The organism is Burkholderia sp. YIM B11467, from assembly GCF_052952715.1.
This window is the reverse complement of sequence record NZ_JBQVSQ010000001.1, coordinates 799,365-823,787: the sequence shown is the minus strand read 5'-3', so window position 1 is coordinate 823,787 and position 24,423 is coordinate 799,365. Positions and strand designations below refer to the sequence as shown.

23 protein-coding genes are annotated in these 24,423 nt (G+C 67.3%); 12 read left to right on the top strand and 11 right to left on the bottom strand.

The window, feature by feature from the left end:
• Window positions 1–62: 62 nt before the first annotated feature.
• Complete coding sequence (gene tam / locus ACTRWB_RS03685) at window positions 63–848, top strand: trans-aconitate 2-methyltransferase (RefSeq protein WP_446900972.1); 786 nt, start codon at window positions 63–65, stop codon at window positions 846–848.
• Between the two features lie 29 nt (window positions 849–877).
• On the opposite strand, the gene ACTRWB_RS03680 is transcribed toward tam, so the two are convergent.
• Window positions 878–1,468, bottom strand: a complete 591-nt coding sequence (locus ACTRWB_RS03680; RefSeq protein WP_446900971.1) for a GNAT family N-acetyltransferase — start codon at window positions 1,466–1,468, stop codon at window positions 878–880.
• A gap of 681 nt (window positions 1,469–2,149) precedes the next feature.
• On the opposite strand from ACTRWB_RS03680, the gene ACTRWB_RS03675 reads away from it, so the two are divergent.
• Together ACTRWB_RS03675 and ACTRWB_RS03670 are read left to right on the top strand one after the other, a co-directional pair.
• Entirely contained in the window at window positions 2,150–3,313 is a 1,164-nt protein-coding gene (locus ACTRWB_RS03675; RefSeq protein ID WP_446900970.1) for a porin, read from the top strand.
• Window positions 3,314–3,509: 196 nt separating this feature from the next.
• Window positions 3,510–4,169, top strand: coding sequence for a M24 family metallopeptidase (locus ACTRWB_RS03670; protein ID WP_446900969.1), 660 nt, complete (start codon window positions 3,510–3,512; stop codon window positions 4,167–4,169).
• Between the two features lie 48 nt (window positions 4,170–4,217).
• Here ACTRWB_RS03670 and ACTRWB_RS03665 read toward each other — a convergent pair whose 3' ends face one another.
• From ACTRWB_RS03665 to ACTRWB_RS03650, 4 genes are all read right to left on the bottom strand, one after another.
• Window positions 4,218–6,668 (bottom strand): phosphocholine-specific phospholipase C, encoded by a 2,451-nt coding sequence (locus ACTRWB_RS03665; protein WP_446900968.1) that lies wholly within the window; start codon window positions 6,666–6,668, stop codon window positions 4,218–4,220.
• Between the two features lie 44 nt (window positions 6,669–6,712).
• On the bottom strand, window positions 6,713–6,850 hold the full coding sequence (locus tag ACTRWB_RS03660) for a hypothetical protein (protein WP_226127085.1): 138 nt from the start codon (window positions 6,848–6,850) through the stop codon (window positions 6,713–6,715).
• Window positions 6,851–7,018: 168 nt separating this feature from the next.
• Window positions 7,019–7,699 carry an HAD family hydrolase gene (locus ACTRWB_RS03655; protein WP_412025387.1) on the bottom strand — a complete coding sequence of 227 codons (681 nt, stop codon included), beginning with the start codon at window positions 7,697–7,699 and terminating at the stop codon, window positions 7,019–7,021.
• 23 nt (window positions 7,700–7,722) lie between these two features.
• On the bottom strand, window positions 7,723–8,667 hold the full coding sequence (locus tag ACTRWB_RS03650; RefSeq protein WP_446900967.1) for a choline ABC transporter substrate-binding protein: 945 nt from the start codon (window positions 8,665–8,667) through the stop codon (window positions 7,723–7,725).
• Window positions 8,668–8,935: 268 nt separating this feature from the next.
• On the opposite strand from ACTRWB_RS03650, the gene ACTRWB_RS03645 reads away from it, so the two are divergent.
• The 4 genes from ACTRWB_RS03645 (at window position 8,936) to ACTRWB_RS03630 (ending at window position 11,504) form a co-directional block, all read left to right on the top strand.
• Complete coding sequence (locus ACTRWB_RS03645; RefSeq protein ID WP_048249149.1) at window positions 8,936–9,616, top strand: MgtC/SapB family protein; 681 nt, start codon at window positions 8,936–8,938, stop codon at window positions 9,614–9,616.
• A gap of 43 nt (window positions 9,617–9,659) precedes the next feature.
• Window positions 9,660–10,427 carry a DeoR/GlpR family DNA-binding transcription regulator gene (locus tag ACTRWB_RS03640; RefSeq protein ID WP_343490903.1) on the top strand — a complete coding sequence of 256 codons (768 nt, stop codon included), beginning with the start codon at window positions 9,660–9,662 and terminating at the stop codon, window positions 10,425–10,427.
• Window positions 10,428–10,568: 141 nt separating this feature from the next.
• On the top strand, window positions 10,569–11,060 hold the full coding sequence (locus tag ACTRWB_RS03635) for a molybdopterin-dependent oxidoreductase (RefSeq protein ID WP_446900966.1): 492 nt from the start codon (window positions 10,569–10,571) through the stop codon (window positions 11,058–11,060).
• 120 nt (window positions 11,061–11,180) lie between these two features.
• Window positions 11,181–11,504 (top strand): winged helix-turn-helix domain-containing protein, encoded by a 324-nt coding sequence (locus tag ACTRWB_RS03630; protein ID WP_129517372.1) that lies wholly within the window; start codon window positions 11,181–11,183, stop codon window positions 11,502–11,504.
• 34 nt (window positions 11,505–11,538) lie between these two features.
• Here ACTRWB_RS03630 and ACTRWB_RS03625 read toward each other — a convergent pair whose 3' ends face one another.
• From ACTRWB_RS03625 to ACTRWB_RS03605, 5 genes are all read right to left on the bottom strand, one after another.
• On the bottom strand, window positions 11,539–12,873 hold the full coding sequence (locus ACTRWB_RS03625; protein ID WP_446900965.1) for a DUF2325 domain-containing protein: 1,335 nt from the start codon (window positions 12,871–12,873) through the stop codon (window positions 11,539–11,541).
• Window positions 12,874–12,993: 120 nt separating this feature from the next.
• Entirely contained in the window at window positions 12,994–13,524 is a 531-nt protein-coding gene (locus tag ACTRWB_RS03620) for a hypothetical protein (RefSeq protein ID WP_446900964.1), read from the bottom strand.
• Between the two features lie 117 nt (window positions 13,525–13,641).
• Window positions 13,642–15,123, bottom strand: coding sequence for an aldehyde dehydrogenase family protein (locus ACTRWB_RS03615; protein WP_446900963.1), 1,482 nt, complete (start codon window positions 15,121–15,123; stop codon window positions 13,642–13,644).
• 28 nt (window positions 15,124–15,151) lie between these two features.
• On the bottom strand, window positions 15,152–16,102 hold the full coding sequence (gene speB, locus ACTRWB_RS03610) for an agmatinase (protein WP_048249142.1): 951 nt from the start codon (window positions 16,100–16,102) through the stop codon (window positions 15,152–15,154).
• 153 nt (window positions 16,103–16,255) lie between these two features.
• On the bottom strand, window positions 16,256–17,140 hold the full coding sequence (locus tag ACTRWB_RS03605; protein ID WP_446900962.1) for a helix-turn-helix transcriptional regulator: 885 nt from the start codon (window positions 17,138–17,140) through the stop codon (window positions 16,256–16,258).
• Between the two features lie 197 nt (window positions 17,141–17,337).
• Here ACTRWB_RS03605 and ACTRWB_RS03600 point away from each other — a divergent pair, with 197 nt between their 5' ends.
• From ACTRWB_RS03600 to ACTRWB_RS03585, 4 genes are all read left to right on the top strand, one after another.
• Window positions 17,338–17,682 carry a cupin domain-containing protein gene (locus ACTRWB_RS03600; protein ID WP_048249140.1) on the top strand — a complete coding sequence of 115 codons (345 nt, stop codon included), beginning with the start codon at window positions 17,338–17,340 and terminating at the stop codon, window positions 17,680–17,682.
• 84 nt (window positions 17,683–17,766) lie between these two features.
• Window positions 17,767–19,227, top strand: a complete 1,461-nt coding sequence (locus ACTRWB_RS03595; RefSeq protein ID WP_446900961.1) for an NAD(P)/FAD-dependent oxidoreductase — start codon at window positions 17,767–17,769, stop codon at window positions 19,225–19,227.
• Window positions 19,228–19,315: 88 nt separating this feature from the next.
• Window positions 19,316–20,506, top strand: a complete 1,191-nt coding sequence (locus tag ACTRWB_RS03590; RefSeq protein ID WP_446900960.1) for an MFS transporter — start codon at window positions 19,316–19,318, stop codon at window positions 20,504–20,506.
• Window positions 20,507–20,577: 71 nt separating this feature from the next.
• Window positions 20,578–21,498 (top strand): LysR family transcriptional regulator, encoded by a 921-nt coding sequence (locus ACTRWB_RS03585; RefSeq protein ID WP_129516419.1) that lies wholly within the window; start codon window positions 20,578–20,580, stop codon window positions 21,496–21,498.
• A 16-nt stretch (window positions 21,499–21,514) separates the two neighbouring features.
• On the opposite strand, the gene ACTRWB_RS03580 is transcribed toward ACTRWB_RS03585, so the two are convergent.
• Entirely contained in the window at window positions 21,515–22,354 is an 840-nt protein-coding gene (locus ACTRWB_RS03580; RefSeq protein ID WP_193101516.1) for a helix-turn-helix transcriptional regulator, read from the bottom strand.
• A gap of 229 nt (window positions 22,355–22,583) precedes the next feature.
• Between ACTRWB_RS03580 and ACTRWB_RS03575 the strand changes: the two genes are divergently transcribed.
• Window positions 22,584–24,308 (top strand): amidohydrolase, encoded by a 1,725-nt coding sequence (locus ACTRWB_RS03575; protein WP_446900959.1) that lies wholly within the window; start codon window positions 22,584–22,586, stop codon window positions 24,306–24,308.
• Window positions 24,309–24,423: the final 115 nt, after the last annotated feature.

The window sequence follows — 24,423 nt, the reverse complement described above, 5'->3', positions numbered from 1 at the left end:
GGCCTCCCGCATCGCGCACGCTGGCAGAGGCACGGCCGTCCAAGCCGACCCGGAGAAACGACATGACGACCCCACTCGATCGATACGCCGCCCAGTACGTGCAATTCGAGGACGAACGCACGCGGCCGATCCGCGATCTGCTGGCCGCGGTGCCGAACACGCCGATCCATACCGCGATCGACATCGGCTGCGGGCCGGGCAACTCGACGCAAGCGCTGATCGCACGCGCGCCGGACGCGACGATCCACGGGATCGACGCATCGGCGGACATGATCGACGCCGCGCGCAAGCGCCTGCCGGCACTGCGTTTCGATGTCGCGGATATTTCCACATGGGACGATCCGGGCGGCTACGACCTGATTCTCGCGAACGCGGTGCTGCAATGGGTGCCCGCGCACGACACGCTGTTTCCGTCGCTCGTCGGCCGGCTCGCGCCGGGCGGCCATCTCGCGGTGCAGATGCCCGACAACCTCGACGAACCCGCGCACCGGCTGATGCGCGAAGTCGCCGCGGCCGGGCCGTGGGCGGACAAGCTGACAGGCGCGGCGCGCACCGAACGGTTCGACGCGCGCTACTACTACGCGCTGCTGTCGCCGCTGTGTTCGCGCGTGGACGTGTGGCGCACGGCCTACTACCACCCGCTGCGCGGCGGTGCGGATGCGGTCGTCGAATGGTTCAAGGGCAGCGCGCTGCGGCCGTTCCTCGCGGCGCTCGATGACGGCGAACAGCGCGCGTTCCTCGCGCGCTATCGCGATGCGATCGCCGGGCCGGACGGCTATCCGGCGCTCGGCGACGGCACGGTGCTGCTGCCGTTCCCGCGCCTGTTCATCGTCGCGACGCGCAAGTGACGCGGCAATGACGCGGCGGCTGGGGCACGTCAGCGCACCGGCCGCAGCGATTCCGGGTCGACCGTGCGGCTGCGGGCGGTCTGCCCGTCGCGCAGGTCCTTGTACCAGAAGAGCGCGACTTCCCCGTCGTTCTCGCCATCCGCGTACAGGAAGCGGTCGTGGCCGCCCAGCACGAAACCCGCGCGCGCATACGTGCTGCAGGCCGCGACATTGTTCGCCTGCGTCTCCAGCCGCATGAAGCCGAACCCGTGGTTGCGCGCCCATGCTTCCGCGGCCGCCAGCAGGAACTGCCCGATACCCTGGCGCCGATAGGGGCGGTCGACGGCCAGCTCCGTGATCTCGGCCATGCCGTTCCAGCTTTGCGCGATCGCGACGAACCCGGCGAGCCGCCCGCCGGCCGTCGCGCGAAAGAGCGCCGCTTTGCCCGGCGCATCGTGCGCGTAGCCGGCCGGATCGAAGCCGTAGTCCTTGCGCTGCGCCGGCAGCGCGCGAAGATCGAGCAAGTCCTGATACGGCGCATTCAGTTCCCACGCGATATCGAACGAGAAGTCGCATCGGTCCAGTTCGTCGGCGGAAAGCCCGCTCGCCTGTTCGATGCTGATGTGCTCGGCTCGGTCCATGTGTCGGTGTCCTGTCTTCGGCGGGATGGCGTGGTCTTGTCCGTGCCGCGATCGCCGGCGCCGTGATGCGCACCGTGTCGCGTCCTTTTCTGCTTCGTTTTTTTGCATCTGCACAATGCGCTGCGCCCGAAACCGGCACAGACCGGCTGCGGCGCGCGTTCAACCGCCTGATTATGCTGGATTTCGGCGACGGCCCTGTGCGGGGGGCGGTGCGATGCCGGCTGCCTTGTATCGCGTCGCCGATTCGGGGCGACCGTCGATCGCCTGTGGATGAAAGACGACAGGAACCCGAATAATGGTTTACCGTTCGATGACAACTCGATATATTTCGAAAAATATATCGAAGGTCGTGGCGCCGGCAGGCGTCACGTCGTCAACTCGCTCCACGAAAGCCGGAAGAGATTCTGACCTGCATCGCCGGAGCAACGCGTCGTCATGGCGTGCGCAACCGGTGCGCAAGCTCCCCGACGCTGCAATACGAGCGGCCGCCTCTCGGCATGCCGCTTCAGCAAGCCCACACTGGCATCGAAACGGAACATCGTGCACACGCGCATGAGGCGTCGGCGCGTCCGGCGATCCGGTGCCCCGGGCTTGCATACGTCCGTCAACCGTTTTTTCGTCAACACGCCGCGCATCTCGCTGCGACGCAGGCGCGTGCGTTCACAACAAAAGGGAAGCAGCATGAGGAAGACCATCGTGGCCGCGGCCGCACTCGGGATGTTCGGCACCGCCGCGCAGGCGCAAAGCAGCGTCACGCTCTACGGGCTGATCGACGCGGGTATCACGTATTCGAACAAGGTCGCGACGTCGGCCGGACACGACAAGCTCGTCAAATACGGCGACGGCGTCGCGTCGGGCAGCCGCTGGGGCATCCGTGGCACCGAGGATCTCGGCGGCGGGCTGAAGGCGCTGTTCGTGCTGGAAAACGGCTTCAGCAGCGGCGACGGCACGCTCGGCCAGGGCGGCGCGCTGTTCGGCCGGCAGGCGTTCGTCGGCCTGTCGAAGAACGGGATCGGCTCGCTGACGTTCGGCCGCCAGTACTCGTTCTCGACCGACTACCTCGGCGCGAACTACACGATGGGCAGCCAGACGCCGGCCGGCAACTACGCGTATCACATCAACGACCTCGATCAGCTGACGTCGAGCCGCATCAACAACGCGGTGAAGTTCCAGAGCGCGAACTTCGCGGGCCTGACGTTCGGCGCGCTGTACGGCTTCTCGAACTCGACGCAGTTCGCGGGCACGCCGACCACGACCGGCGCGAACGGCACGCAGGGTTCGTCGAGCGCGTACAGCTTCGGCGCGAACTATGCGCAAGGGCCGTTCGGCATCGGCGCCGCGTATACGAACATCCGCTTCCCGAACGGTGCGACGCCCGCATTCGGCGTGAGCATCGCGAACATCAACACGGCCGGTCTGCGCGACCTCGAGACGTTCGGTGTCGGCACGCGTTATGCGATCGCGGCGGCCCTCGTGTGGGCGAACTGGACGCACACGAAGTTCGCGCCGCTGTCGGGTGAATCGTCGAAGCTGAACAACTACGAAATCGGCGGTCGTTATGCGTTCACGCCGGCCTTGAGCGGCGGGCTCGGTTATACGTTCTCGAAGCTCGACGGCCGTTATGAAGGCAAGTGGCACCAGGTCAACGCGGCGGTGGACTATGCACTGTCGAAGCGCACGGACGTATACGTGAGCGCGGCCTACCAGAAGGCGTCGGGCAGCAACACGATCAACGGCCGTGTGGTGCCGGTGCAGGCCGAGATCGGCTCGTCGCCGTCGTTCATCGGCAACGCGGGTGCGAACACGCAGTTCGTTACGCGTATCGGCCTGCGTCACAAGTTCTGATCGACGCGGGCAGGCGGGCGTTGCCGAAGCAGGCGGCGCCCGATGCGACGGCGGGCGCTCCAGCGGAGCGCCCGTTTTGCTGTGGCACCCGACGAAACGCGACACAGCAGCGGTCCGTAAATCGATATATTCTCCTGTGCATATCGACACGACGATCGACTGACCCCCCCACATTCACCCGCACGGGAGCACCATTGTGAATTCGATGCACCGCGAAGCCGTCGGCGAGGCCTTTTCGCTCGACGCGATGCAGCACGCAAGAACCATGACGTGGCAGGCCGTCGACGCGATCGCCGCGGGCATCCGGCCCGGCATGCGCGAATCGGAGGCCAATGCGCTGGGGCTGAGCGTGCTCAAGGAGCTCGGGATGGACCGGATCTGGCATCCGATCCTGGTCCGCTTCGGGGAAAACACGCTGCGCACGTTCAAGGAGCGCTCGGTGGCGGACCCGGTGCTCGCCGACGACGACATCTTCTTCATCGACCTCGGCGCCGTATGGGCGAAGCACGAGGGCGACGCGGGCGCGACGTTCGTACGCGGCGACGATCCGGACATGCAGGCCTGCGCACGCGCGGCGCGCGTCATCTACGACGAAGTCGAGCATCACTGGCGGACCACCGGATGCGCGGGCATCGCGCTGTACGAGTTCGCGGCACAGCGCGCCGACGCGCACGGCTTCCGGTTGAACGTCGACATCAAGGGGCATCGCGTCAGCGATTTCCCGCACGCGATCTACAAGGCCGGCAATCTCGGCGACTTCGACGGCGCGCCGGCCGCCGGCCTGTGGATCCTCGAAATCCAGATTGCCCACCCGACGCGGCCGTTCGGCGCGTTCCGCGAGGATCTGCTCGTTTAGCGCGTGTCGGCCGCCCCTGCGGGCGGCCGACACGGTCCGGTCATGCCGTCAGATGTTGATCGTGACGGGACCCGCGAGCGGCGTGTAGCCGTCGTCGAACAGATACCACGCGTCGTACTGCCCCGACGCCAGCGTGCTGTTGGCCGTGGACGAGAACAGCAGCGAGCCGGTGCTCTTCGGCAGGTACGCCCACGACTTGTAGCTGCCCTTGGTCGGCTGCGCGCCATGCGCAAAGATGCCCACCCAGTTCTTCGGGCTGTGGCTCCACGGCGGCGCGACGTAGTCGAATCGCAGCGTGCCGAACGTCGAGCCCTGCGAAGCGAGCGACGCGACGAACTTCTGGCCGGTATTGCCGATCGCCGAATCCGTGAGCAGGGCGCCGGATTGCGTCTGCACGCAGCCGGCCACCCGCCGCAGGAAGTTCGGATCGTTCGCGTCGCGGATGCTTGCGTCGTACCAGCCGCCGTCGCCGTACCACGTGACGGCTTGCGTCGCGCCGGCGGCGACGGTGACCGACTGCCTCGTGTTCATGCCGTAGGCGTTGTCGGTGAGCTGGAACGTCGTCGCGCTGGCGCCGGCGGAGTTGTCGAGCGTGATCTGCACGTTGCCGTTCGCTACGTCGTAGCACAGGCTGATTTCGGCGGTCGATCCCGTGTTGCCGGACGAACCGACGCTGCCGCGGAACGTCTGCAGGAAGCCGTTCGGGCCGTAGATGGAATAGTCGTAGCTGCCGCCGGCATTCAGCGCGAGCGAATCCGACAGGTTCGCGCACTGGCTCGCGCCGGCCGCGATCGTGTAATGCCGGGGAATCGTGCTCGTGCCGTCGACCCACGCCTGCAGGTGTACGCCGGCGGTGCCGGTGTTGGTCATCGTCAGCGACAGCGCGTTGCCGGCCCGGTTGACCTTGCCCTGCACGAAGAACTCGTAGGGCAGGCGGCAGGCGGTGCTGCGGCCGGCCGTCTGCGCCGGTACCGCGGTGGTGGTCGGGTAGGGGATCAGGACGGCCGGGCCGTTCGGGTTCATGTTGCTCGCCGGCGGCTGGATCGCGGGAACGGTCTGGTCGGCGTTCGAGAAATCGAAGGCCGACGTCAGGTCGCCGCAGACCGCGCGTCGCCACGGCGAGATATTGGTTTCCTGAAACCCGAAGCGCGCCTCCAGGAAACGGATCACCGACGTGTGATCGAAGACCTGCGAATTCACCTTGCCGCCTTTCGACCACGGCGAGATCACGAACATCGGCACGCGCGGCCCGAGCCCGATCGGCACGTCGCCGCTGGCCGAGCCATCCGATGCGCTGCCGCTGCTGGCGACGAATTCCGCGGCCGTCGAGACGGTCGACTGCCCGGTGCCGGCCGCGGAGCTGGCCGGGACGGCGGGCGGGACGTGATCGAACAGGCCGTCGTTCTCGTCGTACATCACGAGCAGGACCGTGCTGGCCCAGACCTTCGGATTCGAGGTCAGCGCGTTCAGGACGTTGCTCACGTACCATTCGCCGCCGCTCGCGGCCCACGACGGATGCTCGCAGTACGCGTAAGGCGCGGCAATCCACGACACTTGCGGCAGCGTGTCGTTCGTGACGTCGGCCAGCAGTTGGCTGAACAGGTTCGTGTCGTATTCCTTGCCGCCGCCGGTCGGGTCGATCTGCGTGCCGTTGAGCGCCGGCGCGAGCGGATCGCCAGCGCCCAGGTTCTGGTACTGCTTGAAGTTCAGGATGACGTTGTCACCGTAATTGCCGTTCCACCAGAGATCCTTGCTGGAGCCGTTGTATTCGCCGTAACCGTGGCTGGAATCCAGCCCGTTGCCCTTGTCCTGATAGAACTTCCACGTGACGCCGGCCGCGTTCAGCCGCTCCGGCATCGTGGTCCAGCCGGTACCGGTCATCGTGTTGGTCGTGTACGGCGAATAGCCGGCGACGTTGCCGCAGCACCCGGTCCACAGATACAGCCGGTTCGGGTCGGTCGGACCGAGCATCGAGCAGTGGTAGTCGTCGCACACCGTGAACGCGCTCGCCAGTGCGTAGTAGAACGGGATGTCCTTCTGCGTGAAGTAGTACATCGTGCCGCTGGTTTTCGCGTCGGCCCAGTTGTCGTAGCGGCCGTTGTTCCAGGCACTGTGCGTGCCGCTCCAGCTGTGGTCCAGGTCGCCGTAGTAGGTGTCGCCGTTCGCCGTGCCGAACGGCGGGGACGGGTTGAACGGAAACACGTAGGACATCAGCCAGGGCTGGCGCCACACCGGATACCCGCTCGAAATCACGACCGGCCGCGGATCGCCGAAGCCGCGTGCGCCGCCCAGCGTGCCGAGATAGTGGTCGAACGAACGGTTTTCCTGCATCAGGATCACGACGTGCTTCACGTCCTGGATCGTGCCGGTAACGGTGGCCGCGGGAATGGCCTGCGCGCGCGCGATGCTTTCGGGCAGCATGCCCGTGATCGCGGTCGCACCGGCGAGCTTCAACGCATCGGCGAGGAACTGACGTCGTGTTGTGGGTTTGTTTTGCATGATCGCTCTCTGTCGTGGATGGCTGGCCGTGGGGCCTGCGTCGGTCAGTGGCACGCGCTCGCGCAGTGCAGGACGGGCGTGGACGCCGAACCCGGTGCGGCCGCGCGCGCGGCCGCCACGTTGGCCGCGGTGCCCGAGTCGCCGTCGCCGCAAGCGGCCAGCGTGCACAGGAGCGCGATCATGAAAGCGCCGCGCCAGTGCGGAAAGCGGCTTTCCGACCGGCGCGACTTGACGACATGCTTTCGATTCGATTCGAATCGGATTCCTGAATGATTGAGATGGTTGCTGCGTGCTCCGTATTTCATTACCCCTCCAGACATGAAAATGGACAGCAGAGAATATCGCCCGATTCAGAACAACTTTATGACAGGCCAGCCGCGTGTGCCGGCAACCTGAGAAAGCCGTACGTCGGGATTGGTCGCGACCGGGTCTGTGACGTAGTCCAGCAGCGGCACGTCGTTGATCGAATCGCTGTAGAAGTAGGTCCGTTCGAAATCCGACGGCGCGTAGCCGAGCGATTCGAGCCATGCGGTCGTGCGGATGATCTTGCCTTCGCGGAAACTCGGCACGCCGGTGCTGCGTCCGGTGAACTGCCCGCCGGGCGTGCCGTCGTCGGTATCGAGCTCGATACCGAGCAGGTGCTCTATGCCGAACTCGGCCGCGATCGGCCGCGTGACGAAGACGTTGGTCGCCGTGACGATGCAGCAGAGATCGCCGTTCTCGCGATGCCGGTCGACCAGCGAGCGCGCCTGCGGCGTGATCGCCGGCCGGATCACCTCGTCCATGAACTGTGCGTGCCAGCGTTCGAGCTGCTCGCGCGAGTAGCGGGTAAGCGGCGCGAGCGTCACGGCGAGGTAGGCGTCCATGTCGAGCGTGCCGGCCGCATAGTGGCCGTAGTGCTCGTCGATCAGCGCCGCATGCGCGTCGTCTTCCTGCCAGCCGACCCGCGTGATGAAGCGGCTCCAGGCCTGGTCGCTGTCGAGCGGCAGCAGCGTGTGGTCGAGGTCGAACAGCGCGAGATTCTTGTGCATGGGTGGTTCCTTGTCTTGCGTGCTTACGCGCCGATGAGTTTCTCGATCGCGTCCCGGGCGTTCTTCCCGTCGATGGTCGTTACGCCGTCGAGCCACTTCGACAGCACGCCGGGGTTCTTCTTCGCCCATTCCTTCGCGACCGCGACCGGATCCGCGTGATTCATGATCGGCACCATCAACTGGTTCTCTTCGTCGGTCGTGAATTTCAGGTTGGTCAACAGCCGGCCGACGTTCGGACAGCGTTCGAGGTAACCGGGCGTGACGAGCGTATAGACCTTCGCAGATCCGTAGTTCGGGCCGAACACGGTGTCGCCGCCGTCGAGGTAGGCAATCTTGTAGTTGATGTTCATCGGGTGCGGTTCCCACGCGAGGAACACGATCATCCGGTGCTCCTGCACGGCGCGCGTCACCTGGACGAGCATCCCGGCCTCGCTCGATTCGACCAGCTTGAAGCCGCCGAGCCCGAATTCGTTCTTGTCGATCATCCGCTGGATCAGCGCGTTGCCGTTGTTGCCGGCGCCGATCCCGTAGATCTTGCCGTCGAGCTGATCGCGGAACCTGGCGATGTCGGCGAAGCTCTTGAGGCCCTTGTCCGACGCGTATTGCGGCACGGCCAGCGTGTAGCGCGCGCCGACCAGGTTGGGCTGCGGCAACTGGTGCACGGCGCCGGCATCGACGAACGGCTTCACCGTCGGCGTCATGCTCGGATCCCAGTAGCCGAGGAACGCATCGATCTGCGCCTTCTTCACACCGGCCAGCACGATCGGCGGCGACGCGATCGTCTTGGTCGCCTCGTACCCCAGCCCGTCCAGCAGCATCATCGCGACGCCGGTGGTGGCCGCGATGTCGCTCCAGCCGACATCGCCGAGCGTCACCTTCCTGCAGACGTCGCCCTCGGATGCGTGAACGGGGGCGGTCGCCAGCGCCGCCAGCAATGTTGCCGCCAGCATCCATGCCTTCTTCATCATGTTGGTCTCCTAAGCAAGTGTTCCGGATCGTGTTGCCTGATTGGTACGACGATTGATCGTATTGATCGGATGAAACAAACGAACTTGGGTCTGGCTTTGCGGTTTTTCGTACCGTATATTAGAAAGCACAAAATCGCAAGATCGCACAAAAATACAACTTGCCGGGCGCCGGTCGCGACGGCGGGCGGACGAAGGCAGGAAAAGTCGGGCGGCGGTCCGGACGGGCCGTGCTTCATCAAGCGGGTAGGGCAAAGCAAGGAGACTTCGAATGATCAGTCAGCTGGAAATCATTTCCCGCCTGTTGCTGGCGGCATTGCTCGGCAGCATCATCGGCATCGAGCGCGAGCGCCTGTCGTGGGCGGCCGGCCTGCGCACGCACATGCTGGTGGCGGTGGGCGCGGCGCTCGTGATGGTCGTGTCGGCGTTCGGCTTCGCGGATATCCAGAACGCGAAGAACGTGTCGCTGGACCCGTCGCGGGTTGCCGCGCAGGTCGTGTCGGGCATCGGCTTTCTCGGCGCCGGGTCGATCATGCTGCGCGGCGAGATCATCCGCGGCCTGACGACGGCGGCGAGCCTGTGGGTCGTGGCGGCGGTCGGGCTGGCCGTGGGCGGCGGCATGTATGTGGCCGCGATCGCCGCGACCGCGATCGTGCTGGCGATCCTGGCCGGCCTGAAGCCGATCGAGAAGCGCTTCTTCGCCGCGCGGCAGCGCTGGGGCGTGCGCATCCTCGCGAGCCGCGGCGCGGTGAAGCTGACGTCGCTGCAGGCGATGCCGGGCATCGATCAGGCGCGCATCGTCCAGTTCGTCATCGAACAGGACGACGCCGCGCCGGACGACGACCGCATCCACGTGGTGTTTTCGAAGATGACGAGCGCGGAGTTCCAGGCCGTCCGTCAATCCCTGCAGACCCTCGTCGGCATCAAAAAGATGGAGGAGAGCGCTACGTAGTTCGCCGTTCGAATAACATTGACGTTCATTCCGAGGACATTTCATGTGGCAAGAAGAGCGATATCAGAGGATTCGGCTTCTGTTATCGAAGATGCAGCGCGTCTCGACCGACCGGATCATGGCCGACCTGAACGTGTCGCGGGAAACCGTGCGGCGCGATCTCGTCGATCTCGAGGCGCTGGGGGAACTGAAGCGCGTGCATGGCGGCGCGGTGCAGGTGGGCGACGAGGCGCCGATCGCCGAGCGCGCGCAGACGCACGTGAAGGCGAAGCAGGCGATCGCCCGCGCGGCGGCCAGGCTGGTGACGGGCTCGCAGACGCTGTTCATCGACGCGGGCACGACCACCACGCTGCTGGCCGAGGAGTTGTCGAAGCTGTCGGGGCTCACGATCGTCACGAACTCGATCGACGTCGCGCTGAAGATGCGGTCGAGCGACCCGGGGCAAGCGAAGAACGAAACGATCCTGCTCGGCGGGATGATCGGCAGCCGCGCGGCCGCGACGGTTGGCGACGGCACGGTCGCCGAGATCTTCCGCTACCGCGCCGATCTCGCGCTGCTGTCGCCGGTGGGGGTCGACCACGTCAGGGGCGCGACGAACTACGACCGGATGGAAACCGAAGTGGCGCGCGCGATGGTGAGCAACGCGGCGGAGGTCGCGATCCTGGCCGATTTCAGCAAGCTCGGCACGAACAGCCGGATCAGCTTCTGCGAGCCGGCGCGGATCGGCGCGCTGGTGACGGACCAGAAGGCGGAATCGGTCGACAGCTTCAAGCACATCAGGAAGGCCATCAAGAACATCGTGCTGTCATAGCGTCGCGTCGCGCGGGGCACGATCGGCCGCCGTTATGCCGTTCATGCGGTGCGCATTCTGCCGGCCGGCCTTTTCCCGGCGTAATATATCCGCCGATACAACGAAGGCGCGCCAGCCGGCGGGCCGTCATGGAGGCGGGCGATGGAGATGGCAGGGACGGCGGCGCCCTCGGCGCATCAGGCGGCGGCAGGCTCGATCGCGCTGACGGGCGCATTCGTGCGGCCGATGACGGTGACGCTCGACGATTTGCGCCGGCACGCGAGCGCGACGGCCGAGCCGTTCGACCTGCGCTGCTTCACGACGAACCGCTTCATCCGCTCGGTCGCGCCGTATCGCGGCGCGCGGCTGAAGGACCTGCTCGATGCGGCCGGGTTGCGCAACGACGCGCCGGGCGACTTCAAGCGCATGGTGTTCGTCGCACATGCGCACGACGGTTATGCGGTCACGTTCTCGTGGCACGAACTGTTCAACACGCCCGTCGGCGAACACGTGATCGTCGCGTTCGAATGCGGCGATGCGCCGCTGTCGATCGACGATGGCGCGCCGCTGCTGTTCTCGGGTGCCGACATCCTGCCCGCGCCACGCCATGTGAAGCGGCTGGCCGGCATCGTCGCGCGCGTGCTCGAGGTCTGACGCCGCACGCGTGCTGCCGGCGTTCGCCGCGCCGGCCATCGTGTATGCTTGCCCGCATCGTTCAATCGGCGGGACAACATGAAGACTTCGGCACACCCCAAGCCTGAGGCGCGGTTCAGGATGCGTATCCAGCAGGCCGACACGATCGCGCTCGGCCCGGGCAAGGTCGCGCTGCTCGAAGCCGTACGCGAGCACGGCTCGATTTCGGCGGCGGCGCGCAGCATGCAGATGTCGTACCGGCGTGCGTGGCTGCTGATGGACGAGCTGAACCGCTCGCTGAAGTCGCCGGCGACGGTGTCCGAACATGGCGGGCAAAGCGGCGGCGGCAGCGTGCTGACGCCGGTCGGCGAGGAGATCATCCGCCTCTATCGCGGGATCGAGGAACGCGCGTATGCGGCCTGCGCGGACGAGATCGCCGCGCTCACGAAAATGGTGCGTCGCTGAAGGGTGGTGCCGACGCCAGGTTGCCTCGCGTGGACTAACCGTGTCGCAAGCAGAAACGCGGCGCGTCGCCCGCAGGCGCATCCGGTTGCATGACATCGCGCGCTTGCGCATCGAGCCGTCCGATCAGTTCGACGAAGCTGGCGACGCTGGCGGTCCGCAACGGGTAATACGCGATCCCGTGGCGTTCGCAGATGCGCTTGAGCAGGTTCATCGAATCGTGGTCGATGCAGTCGACCGGGAACACGACCAGGTGCGCGCCCGGTAACGCGGCGGCCAGCAGGCCCTTGCGATCCTCGATGCCCCCGTCGTGCATCGTCAAGTCACCGCCGGACGCCTCGACGATCCGCCGGATCGCGCGGTTCGAACCGGGCCGCCCGCCGACATAAACGACGCGCTTGCGCTGCAGAATCGACAGCGTGTCCACCGTCCGCTCGGCCGGATCCTCCATCGACGCCTGCATCGCGTGTTCGATCGCGCTCGCTTCGGCGCGCAGCGTCTTCACCATCGCCATCAGGCCGTCGAGCCGCGCGCGCATCGCGCGGGCGCTCGCCTGTTCCGCGGCGATCCGCTGCTCGGCTGCCTCACGGCGGCTCGTGTGCAGCGCGAGCCGTTCGTCGCGCGCGGCCAGCGCCTCGCGCAACTCGCGCAATACGTTCTCGGTCGCCAGCGGCTGCGCGTTCTGGCGCGCGACGAGCGCATCCCGTTCCTGCAGCGCCGCGTCGCGCTCCGTGCTCATCTCGTGCAGGCGCGCCTGCTGCCGCTCGATCTTCGCGTGCAGTGCCGCATTCTCTTCTTCCAGCGCGACCAGCCGCCGGATATCGGCGCGATTGGCCGCGCCGACCAGGTGCGACAGCATGTGCAGGTCGCCGAAGGCGGCCTGGCGCACGCCCATCGTCGTGCGCGGATGCGTCATCAGCGCCCAGTACGCGGGCGGGATGTCGCCGCTCTTGAGCGCTTCCTTCCAGCGTGCGAGCAGTTCGTCCGCGTCCTTCGCGCTGTCGAATGTGCGTATCGCACCGGCATAACGCTCGTCGAGCGCCTTGTGCAGTGCCTTGGCGCCGCCGGTGCCGGCGATCGCGAGCTCGACGGCCGCGTGATGGATTTCAAGGTCGGTTGCGTGCTGCCGGTCGACATCGGCGAATTTCGGCACGAGCCGGCGCAGCTCGTGCGTGGTCAGGCAGGTGCCGATGATCGAGCAGTGCAGGTTCGCATCGAGTTCGGACAGGCGCGTGCGGCGCTTCAGTTCGACCTGTTGCGCGCGGGACGGCGCGCAGCAGGCGTCGATCCGCGCGCCGCTTGCCGCGGACGGATGGCCGCCGGACGACGAAAGGCCCGCCGTGCGGGCAAGGCGAAAGGGCGGAGCGTGCATGTTGACCTCTATCCGGCACGATCGGACCGGAGACGGATGCGCGAAAGATTCGCGAAATATACCACGGAATATAACGGGCTAAATTCCGGGGAAATCACCCAGTAACGCGGGGTGGCACGGTCAACAAAGCGCGGTCGAACGGTCGGTGCGCGGCGCTGCGGCCGGCGTCGGCGCCGCGGTCGAAACGGGGAGGGATGCCGGCACGTGGCGCTCCATCACGGATTCGACGCACAGCCCGACGAACAGCACGTCGACGCGCTCCAGCGCGGCCACGGCGTCGCGCATCGCGGCCGGATCGTTGCTGAACGAATCGGAGAACACGTCGTCGCGTGTGCGTTCGAGGCGGCGCGCGTGTGCGATCGCCCGTTCGAGTTCGGGCAGGCGTGTGAAGCGGGCGGCGCGTGCGTCGTCTTCGAGCGTCGACAGCAGCTCGCGAAAACCCAGCGCGGCCAGCGCATCGTCCGGCGCGGCCGAGAACATCCGGATGAAGCGCACGACGCTGCCGCGCAAACGCCGGAACGCGTCGACCACATCCGTGACCTGCTGCGCGCGCGCGTCGCTCGACAACGGCTTGAGCGCGGTGATCTTGCGCGCGAGCGGTTGTTCCCGTGCGGCGCGCGGCGGGGCGCGATCCGTCGGCGTGCGGGCCATGGTGTTGCTCCGAGAGTGCAGATATCGATATATTCTACGGAATATATCGATGCCGCAAAAAAAGACGACACCTGCCGCGCGGCACGGTGTCGCCAACGGCCTGAACGGCCGCACTGGTCAGTCGATCGCGCGCATCGCGTGGCGCAGTTCCTGATAGCTGCGCAGCCCCGCGACACCGAGCTCGCGGCCGATTCCGCTGAGCCCGAAACCACCCCAGCACACGTGCGGGTAGATCAGTTGCGGCGCATTGATCCACACGAGCCCCGCGCGCACGCGCTGCTGGAACTGCTTCGCGATGCCCGCATCGCGCGTGACGACGGTCGCGACGAGCCCGTAGCGCGTGTCGTTCGCGAGCGCGATCGCTTCGTCGTCGGTGCGGAACGATTTCACGCACGCGACGGGGCCGAACACTTCGTCGGTCCACAGCGGGTTGTCGACGGCCGGCTCGGCGATCACGACGGGCGCCATGAAGAAGCCTTCGCCGCCGGCATCCGCGACCCGGCCGCTGAACGCGATGCGTGCGCCCGCATCGATGCCGTGCCGGAGCATCGTTTCGACGCGCGCACGCTGCGCGGCCGAGATCAGCGGTCCCATCGCGACCTGTTCCGCGGCCGGCGGCGCGACGACGAGCGCGCGCACGGCGGTCTCGAACGCGGCCATGAAGCTTCGGTACACGCTGTCGTGCACGAGGATGCGCGCGGTGGCCGAGCACATCTGGCCGGCGTTGGTGAACGCGCCGGCAACCGCGAGTGACACCGCGACGTCGAGATCGGCGTCCTCGCGCACGATCAGCGACGACTTGCCGCCGAGTTCGAGCGTCACGCGCTTCATGTCCTCGGCCGCGGCCTGCATCACCTTGCGGCCGGCCGCCGTGCTGCCGGTAAAGGAGATCTTGTCGATCAGCGGATGCGCGGTGAGCGCCGCGCCGACTTCGGCGCCGCCGTTCACGACGTTGACGATGCCGGCCGGCACGCCGGCTTGCGCGACGATGTCGAGCAGCGCGTGCTCGACCGGCGACGTGAGTTCGGACGGCTTCAGCACGACCGCGCAGCCGGCCGCGAGCGCGGGCGCGAGTTTCCATGCGGTCGTGACCATCGGGAAGTTCCACGGCATGATCAGCGCCGCGACGCCGACCGCGTCGTAAAAGCGTTCGGCCGTGACGGCGTCGCTCGGCAGCGCGACAGGTTCGGCCGCGAACAGCGCCGGGTCTTCGCACAGCTTCGCGTAGTAGGCGAACGTCGCGGCGACGTCGCCGACGTCGGCTTCCGCTTCGAACGGCGGCTTGCCGCTCACCTGCATCTGCAGCGCCGCAAGGTGGTCGCGTTCGGCTTCGACGCGCTCGGCGATCGTCGCGAGGATGCGGCCGCGCTCGGCGGGCGACGTGTCGCGCCAGCCGGCGAACGCGTCGCGCGCGGCGCGAACCGCGGCGTCGACGTGCGCGGTGGTTGCGAATTCCTGCCAGCCGATCGCGGCACCGGTCGACGCGTTGAAGATCGGCGCGCCGGCCGTGTCGGAATGCGTGCGCACGGGCTGGCCGGCGATGCGCGCCGCGGGCAGTACGAACGTCGTGGCGGAACGGGAAAGTTCGGCGGTGGACATGAAGGTCATCCTGTCGATGTCGGTCGGGTTAGCGGTAGAGAACGCCCGGCATCACGCAGAGCATCTCGAACGCGAGGTTCGCGCCGGTGAGCGCGGTGGTGCCGGTCGGGTCGTACGGCGGCGCCACTTCGACGAGATCCGCGCCGACGATATTCAGGCCCTTCATCCCGCGCACGATTTCGAGGCCCTGCTGGACGGTGAGGCCGCCGATCTCCGGCGTGCCGGTGCCGGGCGCGAACGACGGGTCGAGGCCGTCGATGTCGAAGCTGAGATAGACGGGCGTGTCGCCGACGCGTTCGCGCACCTGCGCCATCAGCGGCGCGAGCGACTTGTTCCAGCACTCTTCGGCCTGCACGACGGTGAAGCCCTGCTGGCGGCACCAGTCGAAATCGTCCGCGTGGTAGCCGGTGCCGCGCAGGCCGATCTGCGTGACCTTGTCGCATTGCAGCAGGCCGTCTTCCACCGCGCGGCGGAACGGCGTGCCGTGCGCGATCTTCTCGCCGAACATCGTGTCGTTCACGTCCGCATGCGCGTCGACGTGCACGACGGCGACCTTGCCGTACTTCTTGTGCAGCGCGCGCAGGATCGGCCACGCGATCGTGTGGTCGCCGCCGAGCGTGATCGGCCGGCAGCCGTTCGCGACGATCTCGTCATACGCATCCTCGATGCGGCGCACCGAGTCCTTCAGGTCGTACGGATTGGTCGCGACGTCGCCGATATCGGCAACCTGCAGCGAATCGAACGGCGCGGCGCGCGTGGCCATGTTGTACGGCCGCAGCAGCACGGATTCGGTGCGAATCTGGCGCGGGCCGAAGCGCGAACCCGAGCGGTTCGACGTGCCGAGGTCGAGCGGCACGCCGACGAAACACACGTCGAGGCCGTCGGTCGTGGCGGCTTGCGGCAGCCGCATCATCGTGGCGATGCCGCCAAAACGCGGCATCTCGTTGCCGCCCATCGGTTGGTTCAGTTCGCGGGGCATGGGCCGTCTCCTTTTTTTGAGGTAAAGCGATCGGCCGATGGTAGAGGAGAACGTGCGCGCGAAGATTTTGAAGTCGCAACGTTTACATCGACGGGTCTCGATGCGAGTGGCGCCCGCGCATCGACGCGGCGCAACCGAAGGTGGCTCGCGCCGTCAGCGGGCGATCGCGGGTGGCGATGCGCCGTCGTGCGGTCCGGCGGAAGGGAAGGGTGTCGTGGCCGCGCCCCACGCGGCGAGCTCGCGCTTGGTGCGCACGCCGAGCTTCGCGAACGCGCGCTTCACGTACGACTCGGCCGATGCGACGCGCACGCCGAGGATCGCGGCGGTCTCGGGCACGGTCTTGCCGGACAGCAGGTGCTTGCAGGTTTCGTATTCGCGCTTCGACAGCTTCACGCCGTCGGCGGCGATCCGCGCATCGAACTGCGCGAGCGGATGGACTTCGGGTGTCGGGTGCGCGACGCGCCGCACGGCCGTGGTCGACGCGTGCAGTTCGAGCAGCGGGAACAGCACGTCGCTGATGCTGCGAAAGCGGTTCATCTCGGCGAGCGTGAACGGCGGCCGGTCGCGGCCGCGCTCCAGCGCGATCGAATGCTGCGAATAGCGTGTGCCGCGCGCGAGCACGCATTCGTGGCCGATATGCACGTCGTCGAATATCCGCTGGCGGAATTCGCCGGGCGGGATCGCCGCGATGTCGCGCACGACGAGCATCGTGCCCGTCTTGCCGCGCAGCCCCGCGAACAGCGGGTCGCTGTCGAGGAAGCGCTCGTAGTAGAGCGTCATCACGTCCGAGATGTCCGACGTCGCGGTGCCGATGCCGCTGCTGCCGATCCATTCGCATCGGTAGCCGGTGGGCATCGTGCCGTCGACGCGCGAGCGTTCGACGTGCGCGACGTCGAGCGACACCACGTCGTTCAGCAGTTGCGTGAGGCGCGGCACGAAGTGCGGCGTGCCGACCGTCTCGATCAGCTCGCCCAGCGCCTTGAACGACACGTTGAAGCGGTCGTTGTCGCGGTGGAAGGGGTTCACGTTGAGCAGCATGCGGTTCCCCGGTGAGAAGCGGCCGGATTGTAGCGGGTGCCATGAAAAACGTCATTAGGGGGAAACACCGTCGGGTGTCCTGCCGACCCGTCTGCCCCGCGAAACAGCGCTTGTCCCCCCCGGAGGGGGGCATACCAGGGCAGTGTAAATGGGTAACTTTGTCTCTGCTTTTTTCAATCGAGAGACGAAAGATCCAGATGACCAAACTGATCAAGGACATCCTGCCGCTGGGCGCAGGCGTGGGCGAATTCACGAAGCTCGACTTCGGGATGGACGAAAGCGACTGGCGCGCGGCCGAAGGCAAGAGCGGCAACTACATCATCGGCTGGTGGGAAGGCAAGGTCGGCTCGGTGGAGTTTCCGGAAACCGCAGCCGACGAAGCGGTGTGGCTCGTCGAGGGCCGGATCGCGCTGACCGACGTCGAAGGCAACCGCAAGGAATTCACGCCGGGCCAGGGCTACCTGCTGCCGGCCGGCTTCGCGGGCCGCTGGGAGACGATCGAGGACGCGAAGAAGTTCTACGTGCTGCTCGAGAAGTCGTGATGCCCGAAACCGCCGCCGTGGCGTCGTCGTCCGTGTGACGCGCGCCCGGCGGCGGTTTCGTTTTCGCGTGTGATGGCAGGGATCATGGAAATGGAAGTCAACGAAGCAAAACAGACCGCGCCGGTTCAGGCGCACGCCATGCGTGGCGCGCCGGTCGCGCTGGGCGTCGAGGCGGCGCTCGCGAATACGAAGCTGTTCCCGTACTGGCTCGACAACCCGGCCGCGCCGGCAACCGAGCCGGAACTCGTCGGCGACGTGACGGCCGACCTGCTGATCGTCGGCGGCGGCTTCACCGGGCTGTGGTCGGCCGTGCAGGCGAAGGAACAGATGCCGCACCTGAACGTGGTGCTGATCGAGGCCGGCAAAGTCGCGCACGGCGCATCGGGTCGCGCGGGCGGGATCATCTCGACGTCGGTGATGCACGGGCTGCCGAACGCGGTGCGCGTGTTCCCGAACGACATCGCGCAACTCGAGGAATTCGGCCATCACAACCTCGACGGGTTCGAGGAGACGCTGAAGCGCTACGACATCGACGCCGACATCGAATGGAACGGCGAGATGACGGTTGCGGTCGATCCGGAGCACCTCGCGCACCTGAAGGGCGATTACGACCTGCATCGCGAGTACGGCCACAACGTCGTGCTGCTGAACCGCGACGAAACGCTCGAACAACTGAACTCGCCGCTGTTCGCGGGCGCGCTGTGGTCGCGCAACCGCAGCGGCATCGTGCATCCGGCGAAACTCGCGTGGGGGCTCAAGCGCGCGGCGCTGTCGCTCGGCGTGAAGCTGTACGAGCACACGCCGCTCGCGACCGTGACCGACGAAGGCAGCACGGTGTTCGTGAAGACGCCGAAGGGCAGCGTGCGGGCCCCGCGCGTCGTGTTCGGCAGTGGGACCGCGAAAGTCGGGATTCCGGACATCAACCGCCGCGTGATGCAGGTGCGCGACCACGTGCTCGCGACCGAGCCGCTGACCGACGAGCAACTCGCGCGGATCGGCTGGAAGAACCGCCAGGGCGTGTACGACACGCGCACGCAACTCAACTATTTCCGCCTGACGAAGAACAACAACATCATCTTCGGCGGCCTCGTGAGCTATCACTTCGACGGCGACCCGGAACCGCACCAGGACGGTCAGCGCGACACGTACTACCGGCTCGCGGAGGCGTTCTACCGCACCTTCCCGCAACTGAGCGACGTGCGCTTCTCGCACGCGTGGGGCGGCCCGATCGACTACTGTTCGCGCGGCTCGGTGTTCGCGAAGCGCTATCTCGGCGACAAGGCCGTGTTCGTCGCCGGCTATACGGGCTTCGGCGTCGCGGCGAGCCGGTTCGGCGCGTTCATGGGGCTGAACATCCTGTTCGATCGCGACAGCCCCGAACGCAAGCTCGACATCGCGAACCAGAGCCCGAGCTACATCCCGCCCGAGCCGATGCGCTGGGTCGCCGCGAAGATCACGTTCCATGCGTTCGACGGCGCGGATGCCGAAGGCGGCTGGAAGCGCGCGTGGATCAGCGGCCTCAAGGCGATGGGCTTCCCGATGTAAACGACGCGGCGGCTCGCAACCGGGCCGCCGCCATACCAAACTCCCATGAGGAGACGGTCCGCGCAGCGGACACGGAGAGAGACACCTGATGAACGTAGTGAATCTGCAGGATGAAGCGCGACAGGAAAACGCGCGGTTCGTCGTCGTGATGCTGCTGCTCGGCATACTCGGGCCGACGGTATTTCTCGGCCTGCCCGCGATCGTCGGGCAGGTCGAACGCCATTGGGGCTTCGGCGAAGCGGCGCTCGGGCTGTCGAGCTTCATCGAGGTGCTCGGCGAATCGACGGGCACGCTGCTCGTCGCGTTCGTGCTCGGCCGCCAGCCGGTCAGGCTCGTGCTCGCGGGCGCGGTGACGCTCGCGGCCGGCGCGAACCTCGGCACGCTCGCGACGCACGGGCTCGTCGCGTATTCGGCGCTGCAGTTCATCGCGGGTGTCGGCTCGGGCGGGCTGAACGGCATCGCGCTGCGCTACCTGTCGTACTCGCGCGCGCCGGAACGCAATCTCGGCGTGATGCTGATGGGGCAGGTGATGTGGAGCATGGTGCTGCTTGCGTACATCTTCCCGATGCTGAGCGGCGCATGGGGCGCGCACGGCGTGTTCGGTTTCGTCGCGTGCGTGCTCGGCATGTTCGTGCTCGCGACGCCGCTGTTTCGGCGCGGCGAGACGCTGGCCGCGCCGACGCCGGCCGGCGTTGCCGGCAGCATCGACCGCAGGGGCGCGATGCTCGTGCTGTGCGCGCAGCTCGCGCTGTACGGCGGCGTCGGCGTCGTGTGGACCTTCCTCGAGAAGATCGGCACCGATGCGGGCCTGAGCGGCAAGTCGGTGTCGCTCGTGCTCGGCATCGCGAACGTCGCGAGCCTCGTGATCTGCGCGGCGATGCCGAAGCTTGGTGCCGGTGCGGGCCTGCGCCGCTGGACGCTCGTGAACCTCGGCGGTTGCGCGGTCGCCGCCGTGCTGCTCGCGATGCCGGCGTCGGTCGCGACGTTCACGCTCGGCGCGATCGTCTTCATCGGCTGCTGGACGGGCGGCGCGCTGCTGATCTACGCGACGATTCCGCAATACGACCTGATCGGCAAGTCGGCCGCGCTGTCGCCGGGCTGTGTCGCGCTCGGTTATGGCGTCGGCTCGGTCGCGGGCGGTTCGCTGATCGAGAGCGCGGGCACGCAGTCGGCGCTTTTCGCGGCGATCGTGCTGTGCGCGGTGGCGTTCCTCTGCTACGGGCGGCTGCGGCCTGCCGTGTTCGGCATGGAACGCGCGCTCGCGGCGGCATCGGAGTGACGGAGGCGACGCGCACCGCTGCCGATGGCGGCGCGCGTCCGGTTCGGTTCATCGGCGAAGGCGGCTTCAGCATGTTTTCGAATACCACCGATCTCGATCTCCGGCTCATCCGGGTCTTTCTCGCCGTCGTCGACGCACGCGGCATCACGGCCGCCGAGGCGTCGCTCGGCGTGCGGCAGTCGACCATCAGCACGCAGCTGTCGGCGCTCGAGGCGCGCGTCGGCTTCAAGCTGTGCGATCGCGGGCGCGGCGGCTTTCGCCTGACGTCGAAGGGCGAACGCTTCGCGGCCACCGCGCGCACGCTCGTCGCGGCGACCTCCGAATTCGTCGCGCGCGTGCGCGACATCGACCGCAAGCTGGTTGGCACGCTGTCGATCGGCCTGATCGGCCAGGCGCCGCTCGTCGAGAATGCGCGCGTGGCCGACGCGATCGGCGCGTTCCGCAAGCGCGACCAGGCCGTCACGTTCTCGATGAAGGTCGCGTCGCCGCAGGAGCTCGAGGAAAGCCTCGTCAACAACCAGCTCGATCTCGCGATCGGCTATTTCTGGCATCGCGTGCCCGGCTTGCTCTACACGCCGCTCTTCACCGAGCAGCAGGTGATCTACTGCGGGCGCGGGCATCCGCTGTTCCATGCGTCGCGGCCCGTGACGGCGGACGACCTGCAGCTTCACGACTGGGTATGGCGCACCTATCCGGTGCCGGAGGAGCAGTATCCGCTGCCCGAGCGGCGCGTGACCGCGAGCGCGGACAGCATCGAGGCCGCGACGATCCTGATCCTGTCGGGCGGCCATCTCGGCTACCTGCCCGCGCATTACGCGGAGCCGTTCGAGCAGCGCGGGCTCGTCAAGGCCGTCGGCCGCGCGACGTTCAGCTTCGACGTGCCGCTGCATCTCGCGATGAAGCGCAGCACGAGCGACAAGCCGATCGTCGACGCGTTTTGCGAGGACCTGCTGCGCGCGTTCAACATCAAGGCGGCCGCGCTGGCCGCGTAGCGTACCGCCCGCGCGTTCAGCAGTCGACCAGCACCCAGTCGAACAGCTCGCGGCGCGTGCGCACGCCGAGCTTCGCGAATGCGCGCTTCACGTACGACTCGGCCGTCGACAGCTTCACGTCGAGCTGCTGCGCGGCCTCGGGCACCGAGCGCCCGCACAGCATCAGCCGGCAGATCTCGTGCTCGCGGCGCGACAGCTGCACGTCCTGCCGTTCGAGGCGCGCATCGAAACCGGCCTGCCCGGCATGCGACAGCGCGTTCGGCGCTGCCGACGCGACCCGCCGTGCGGCGTACGTGCGCGCATGCAGCTCGAACATCGGGAACAGCAGGTCGACCATCTGCCGGAAGTGGAACAGCTCGTCCGTCGTGAACGCGGCCTGACCGCCGGCGCGCGCGAGGCCGAGCGCGTACTGCACGTGCGCGTTGCCGTGCACCAGCACGCATTCCTGCGCGATGCCCGGTTCGTCGAAGATCCGGCGGCGGAACTCGCCGTTCGCGAGCCCGTCGATGTGGCGCTGCACGAGCAGCGTGCCGGCCTTGCCGCGCAGCGGCGCGAACAGCGGATCGACGTGGCAGTAATCCTGGTAGTAGAGGTCCATCACGCGCAGCGTATCGGCCGCGCGGCGCACGCTGCCGCTGCCGAGCCATTCGACCACGTGGCCCGACGCGCTGCCCGTGTCGGTGCGCCAGCGTTCGAGATGCACGGCGTCGGCCGCGATGCTGTCGTTGACGAACGCCGTGACCGCGCCGATGAAGTCCGGCGTGCCGACCGCGCGGATCGCCGCGCCGAGCGTGTCGGGACGCACGCCGACCAGGTAGTGGCCGTGCGCGGCGGGATCGGGATGAAGAAGTCGCATGATCGGGCGGGGGCGGGCGGGTGACAGCGCGACGTTACGCGAAGCCCGCGCGCGCGTCTGCCGGGAATTCACCGGATAAATGCGTCGATTTCGCGCGCTGTCCTCACATTGATGACACGGCGTGCGCGCGGCGCGCCGGAATTCGCGAAAGCCCCGGCGTCGGGGGGGCAGACCCGTGCGTATCGTCTGTCTATAGTGAAAGCGCTTCGAAACCTACAAAGGACAGGCAATGCAGATTCAACCGACGCATGCCGCCGCGACGCCGGCGGATTTCGTTCTGACCAACGCGAAGGTCTACACCGTCGATCCGCACAAGCCGTGGGCGCAGGCCGTCGCCGTGCGCGACGGCCGGATCGTCCACGTCGGCGACACGGCGGCCGTGCAGGCTTACGTCGGCGCCGGGACGAAGGTGGTCGACGCGGCGGGCCGGCTCGTGCTGCCGGGCTTCGTCGAATCGCACTGGCACTTCGAGACGACCGCGTTCGCGTTCCAGGCGTTCGTGAACTACGAGGATCCGCAGCAGGTGCTCGCCGCGCTGCGCACGTACGTCGAGTCGCATCCGGACGAGCCGGCGATCACCGGGATGGGCTGGGTGCAGGCGACGATTCCGCCGGCGCTGCTGCGCAAGGAGACGCTCGACGCGATCTGCGCGGATCGCCCCGTGTGCCTGCTGTCGACCGATTTCCATTCGATGTGGGTGAACTCGAAGGCGCTGGAGATCGCCGGGATCGATGCGTCGACGCCGCCGGTGCAGGAGGGCGCGAGCTGGTTCGAGAAGGACCCGGTGACGGGCGAGCCGACCGGCCTGATCGTCGACGGTGCCGCGTATTCGTTGCTGATGCAGCGGATCAGCGCGGCCGGCCTGCTGCCGACCGGCATCGACCTGTACCTGAAATCGATTCCGCCGTGGCAGAAGAAGCTGTGCGCGGCCGGCGTGACGACCGTGTTCGACGCGGGCTTCTTCGATCCGAGCGGCGACCAGTCGCTGCTGTACGAGACGCTGCAGACGATGGAGCGCGCGGGCGACCTGAAGCTGCGCGTGGTCGGCAGCGTCGCGGTGATCGGCGAGATCGACGATCCGGTCGGCACGCTCGTCCAGTATCGCGAGCAGTACGATTCGCCGCTTGTGAAGGCGCGCGCGCTGAAGCTGTTCCTCGACGGCACCGAGGCGAACCACACCGCGTACCTGCTCGAGCCGTACGCGGACCGCCCCGACACCTGCGGCGCGCCGACGATGCCGGCCGACACGTTCAACCGCTATCTGGTCGAAGCCGATCGCGCGAACGCGAACGTGATGGTCCACTGCGTGGGCGACGCGGCCGTGCGGATGGCGCTCGACGGCTTCGACGCGGTCAACCGCTCGAACCCGCCGCGCGATCGCCGCCACGTGATCACGCATGCGTTCCTCACGCATCCGGACGACATTCCGCGCTTTCGCCGCGCGGGCGTGATGGCGAACACGCAGCTGCAGTGGGGCGTGGTCGACGCCTATACCGAGCAACTGCGCGACCACTACGGCCATGAGCGCTGGAGCAACATGTACAAGTTCCGCACGTTCCTCGACGAAGGCGTGACGGTGTCGATCGGCATGGACGGCCTCGCGTGCCAGTGCCGCTGCCAGCACAAGCCGCTCGAACACATCGAGTCGGGCCATACGCGCCAGCTCGCGGGCGAGCCCGATGCGCCGGTGTTCCCGGACATCGCCGAGCGCCTGAGCATTCCGCAGCTGATCGCCGCGTACACGATCCACGGTGCGTACCAGCTCGGGATGGAGCACGAGGTCGGCTCGCTGACGCCCGGCAAGCGCGCGGATCTGGTCGTGCTCGAGAACGACCTGTTCGAAGTTGGCCAGTACGATATCGGCCGCATCGACGTCGGGTTGACGATGATGGGCGGCCGCATCACGCACGTGGGCGACGATTTCGGCGCGCGCACCGGTGTGCAGGCATCCTGAGCGGTCTTCTGCTGACGAAGCGATGACAACAACTTTCAAATTGCTTCCGTTTTGATCGATCGGCGCATCCGGCCGGAACCGGATGCGCCGATTGTGCGGCGTGTCCCCCTATTGG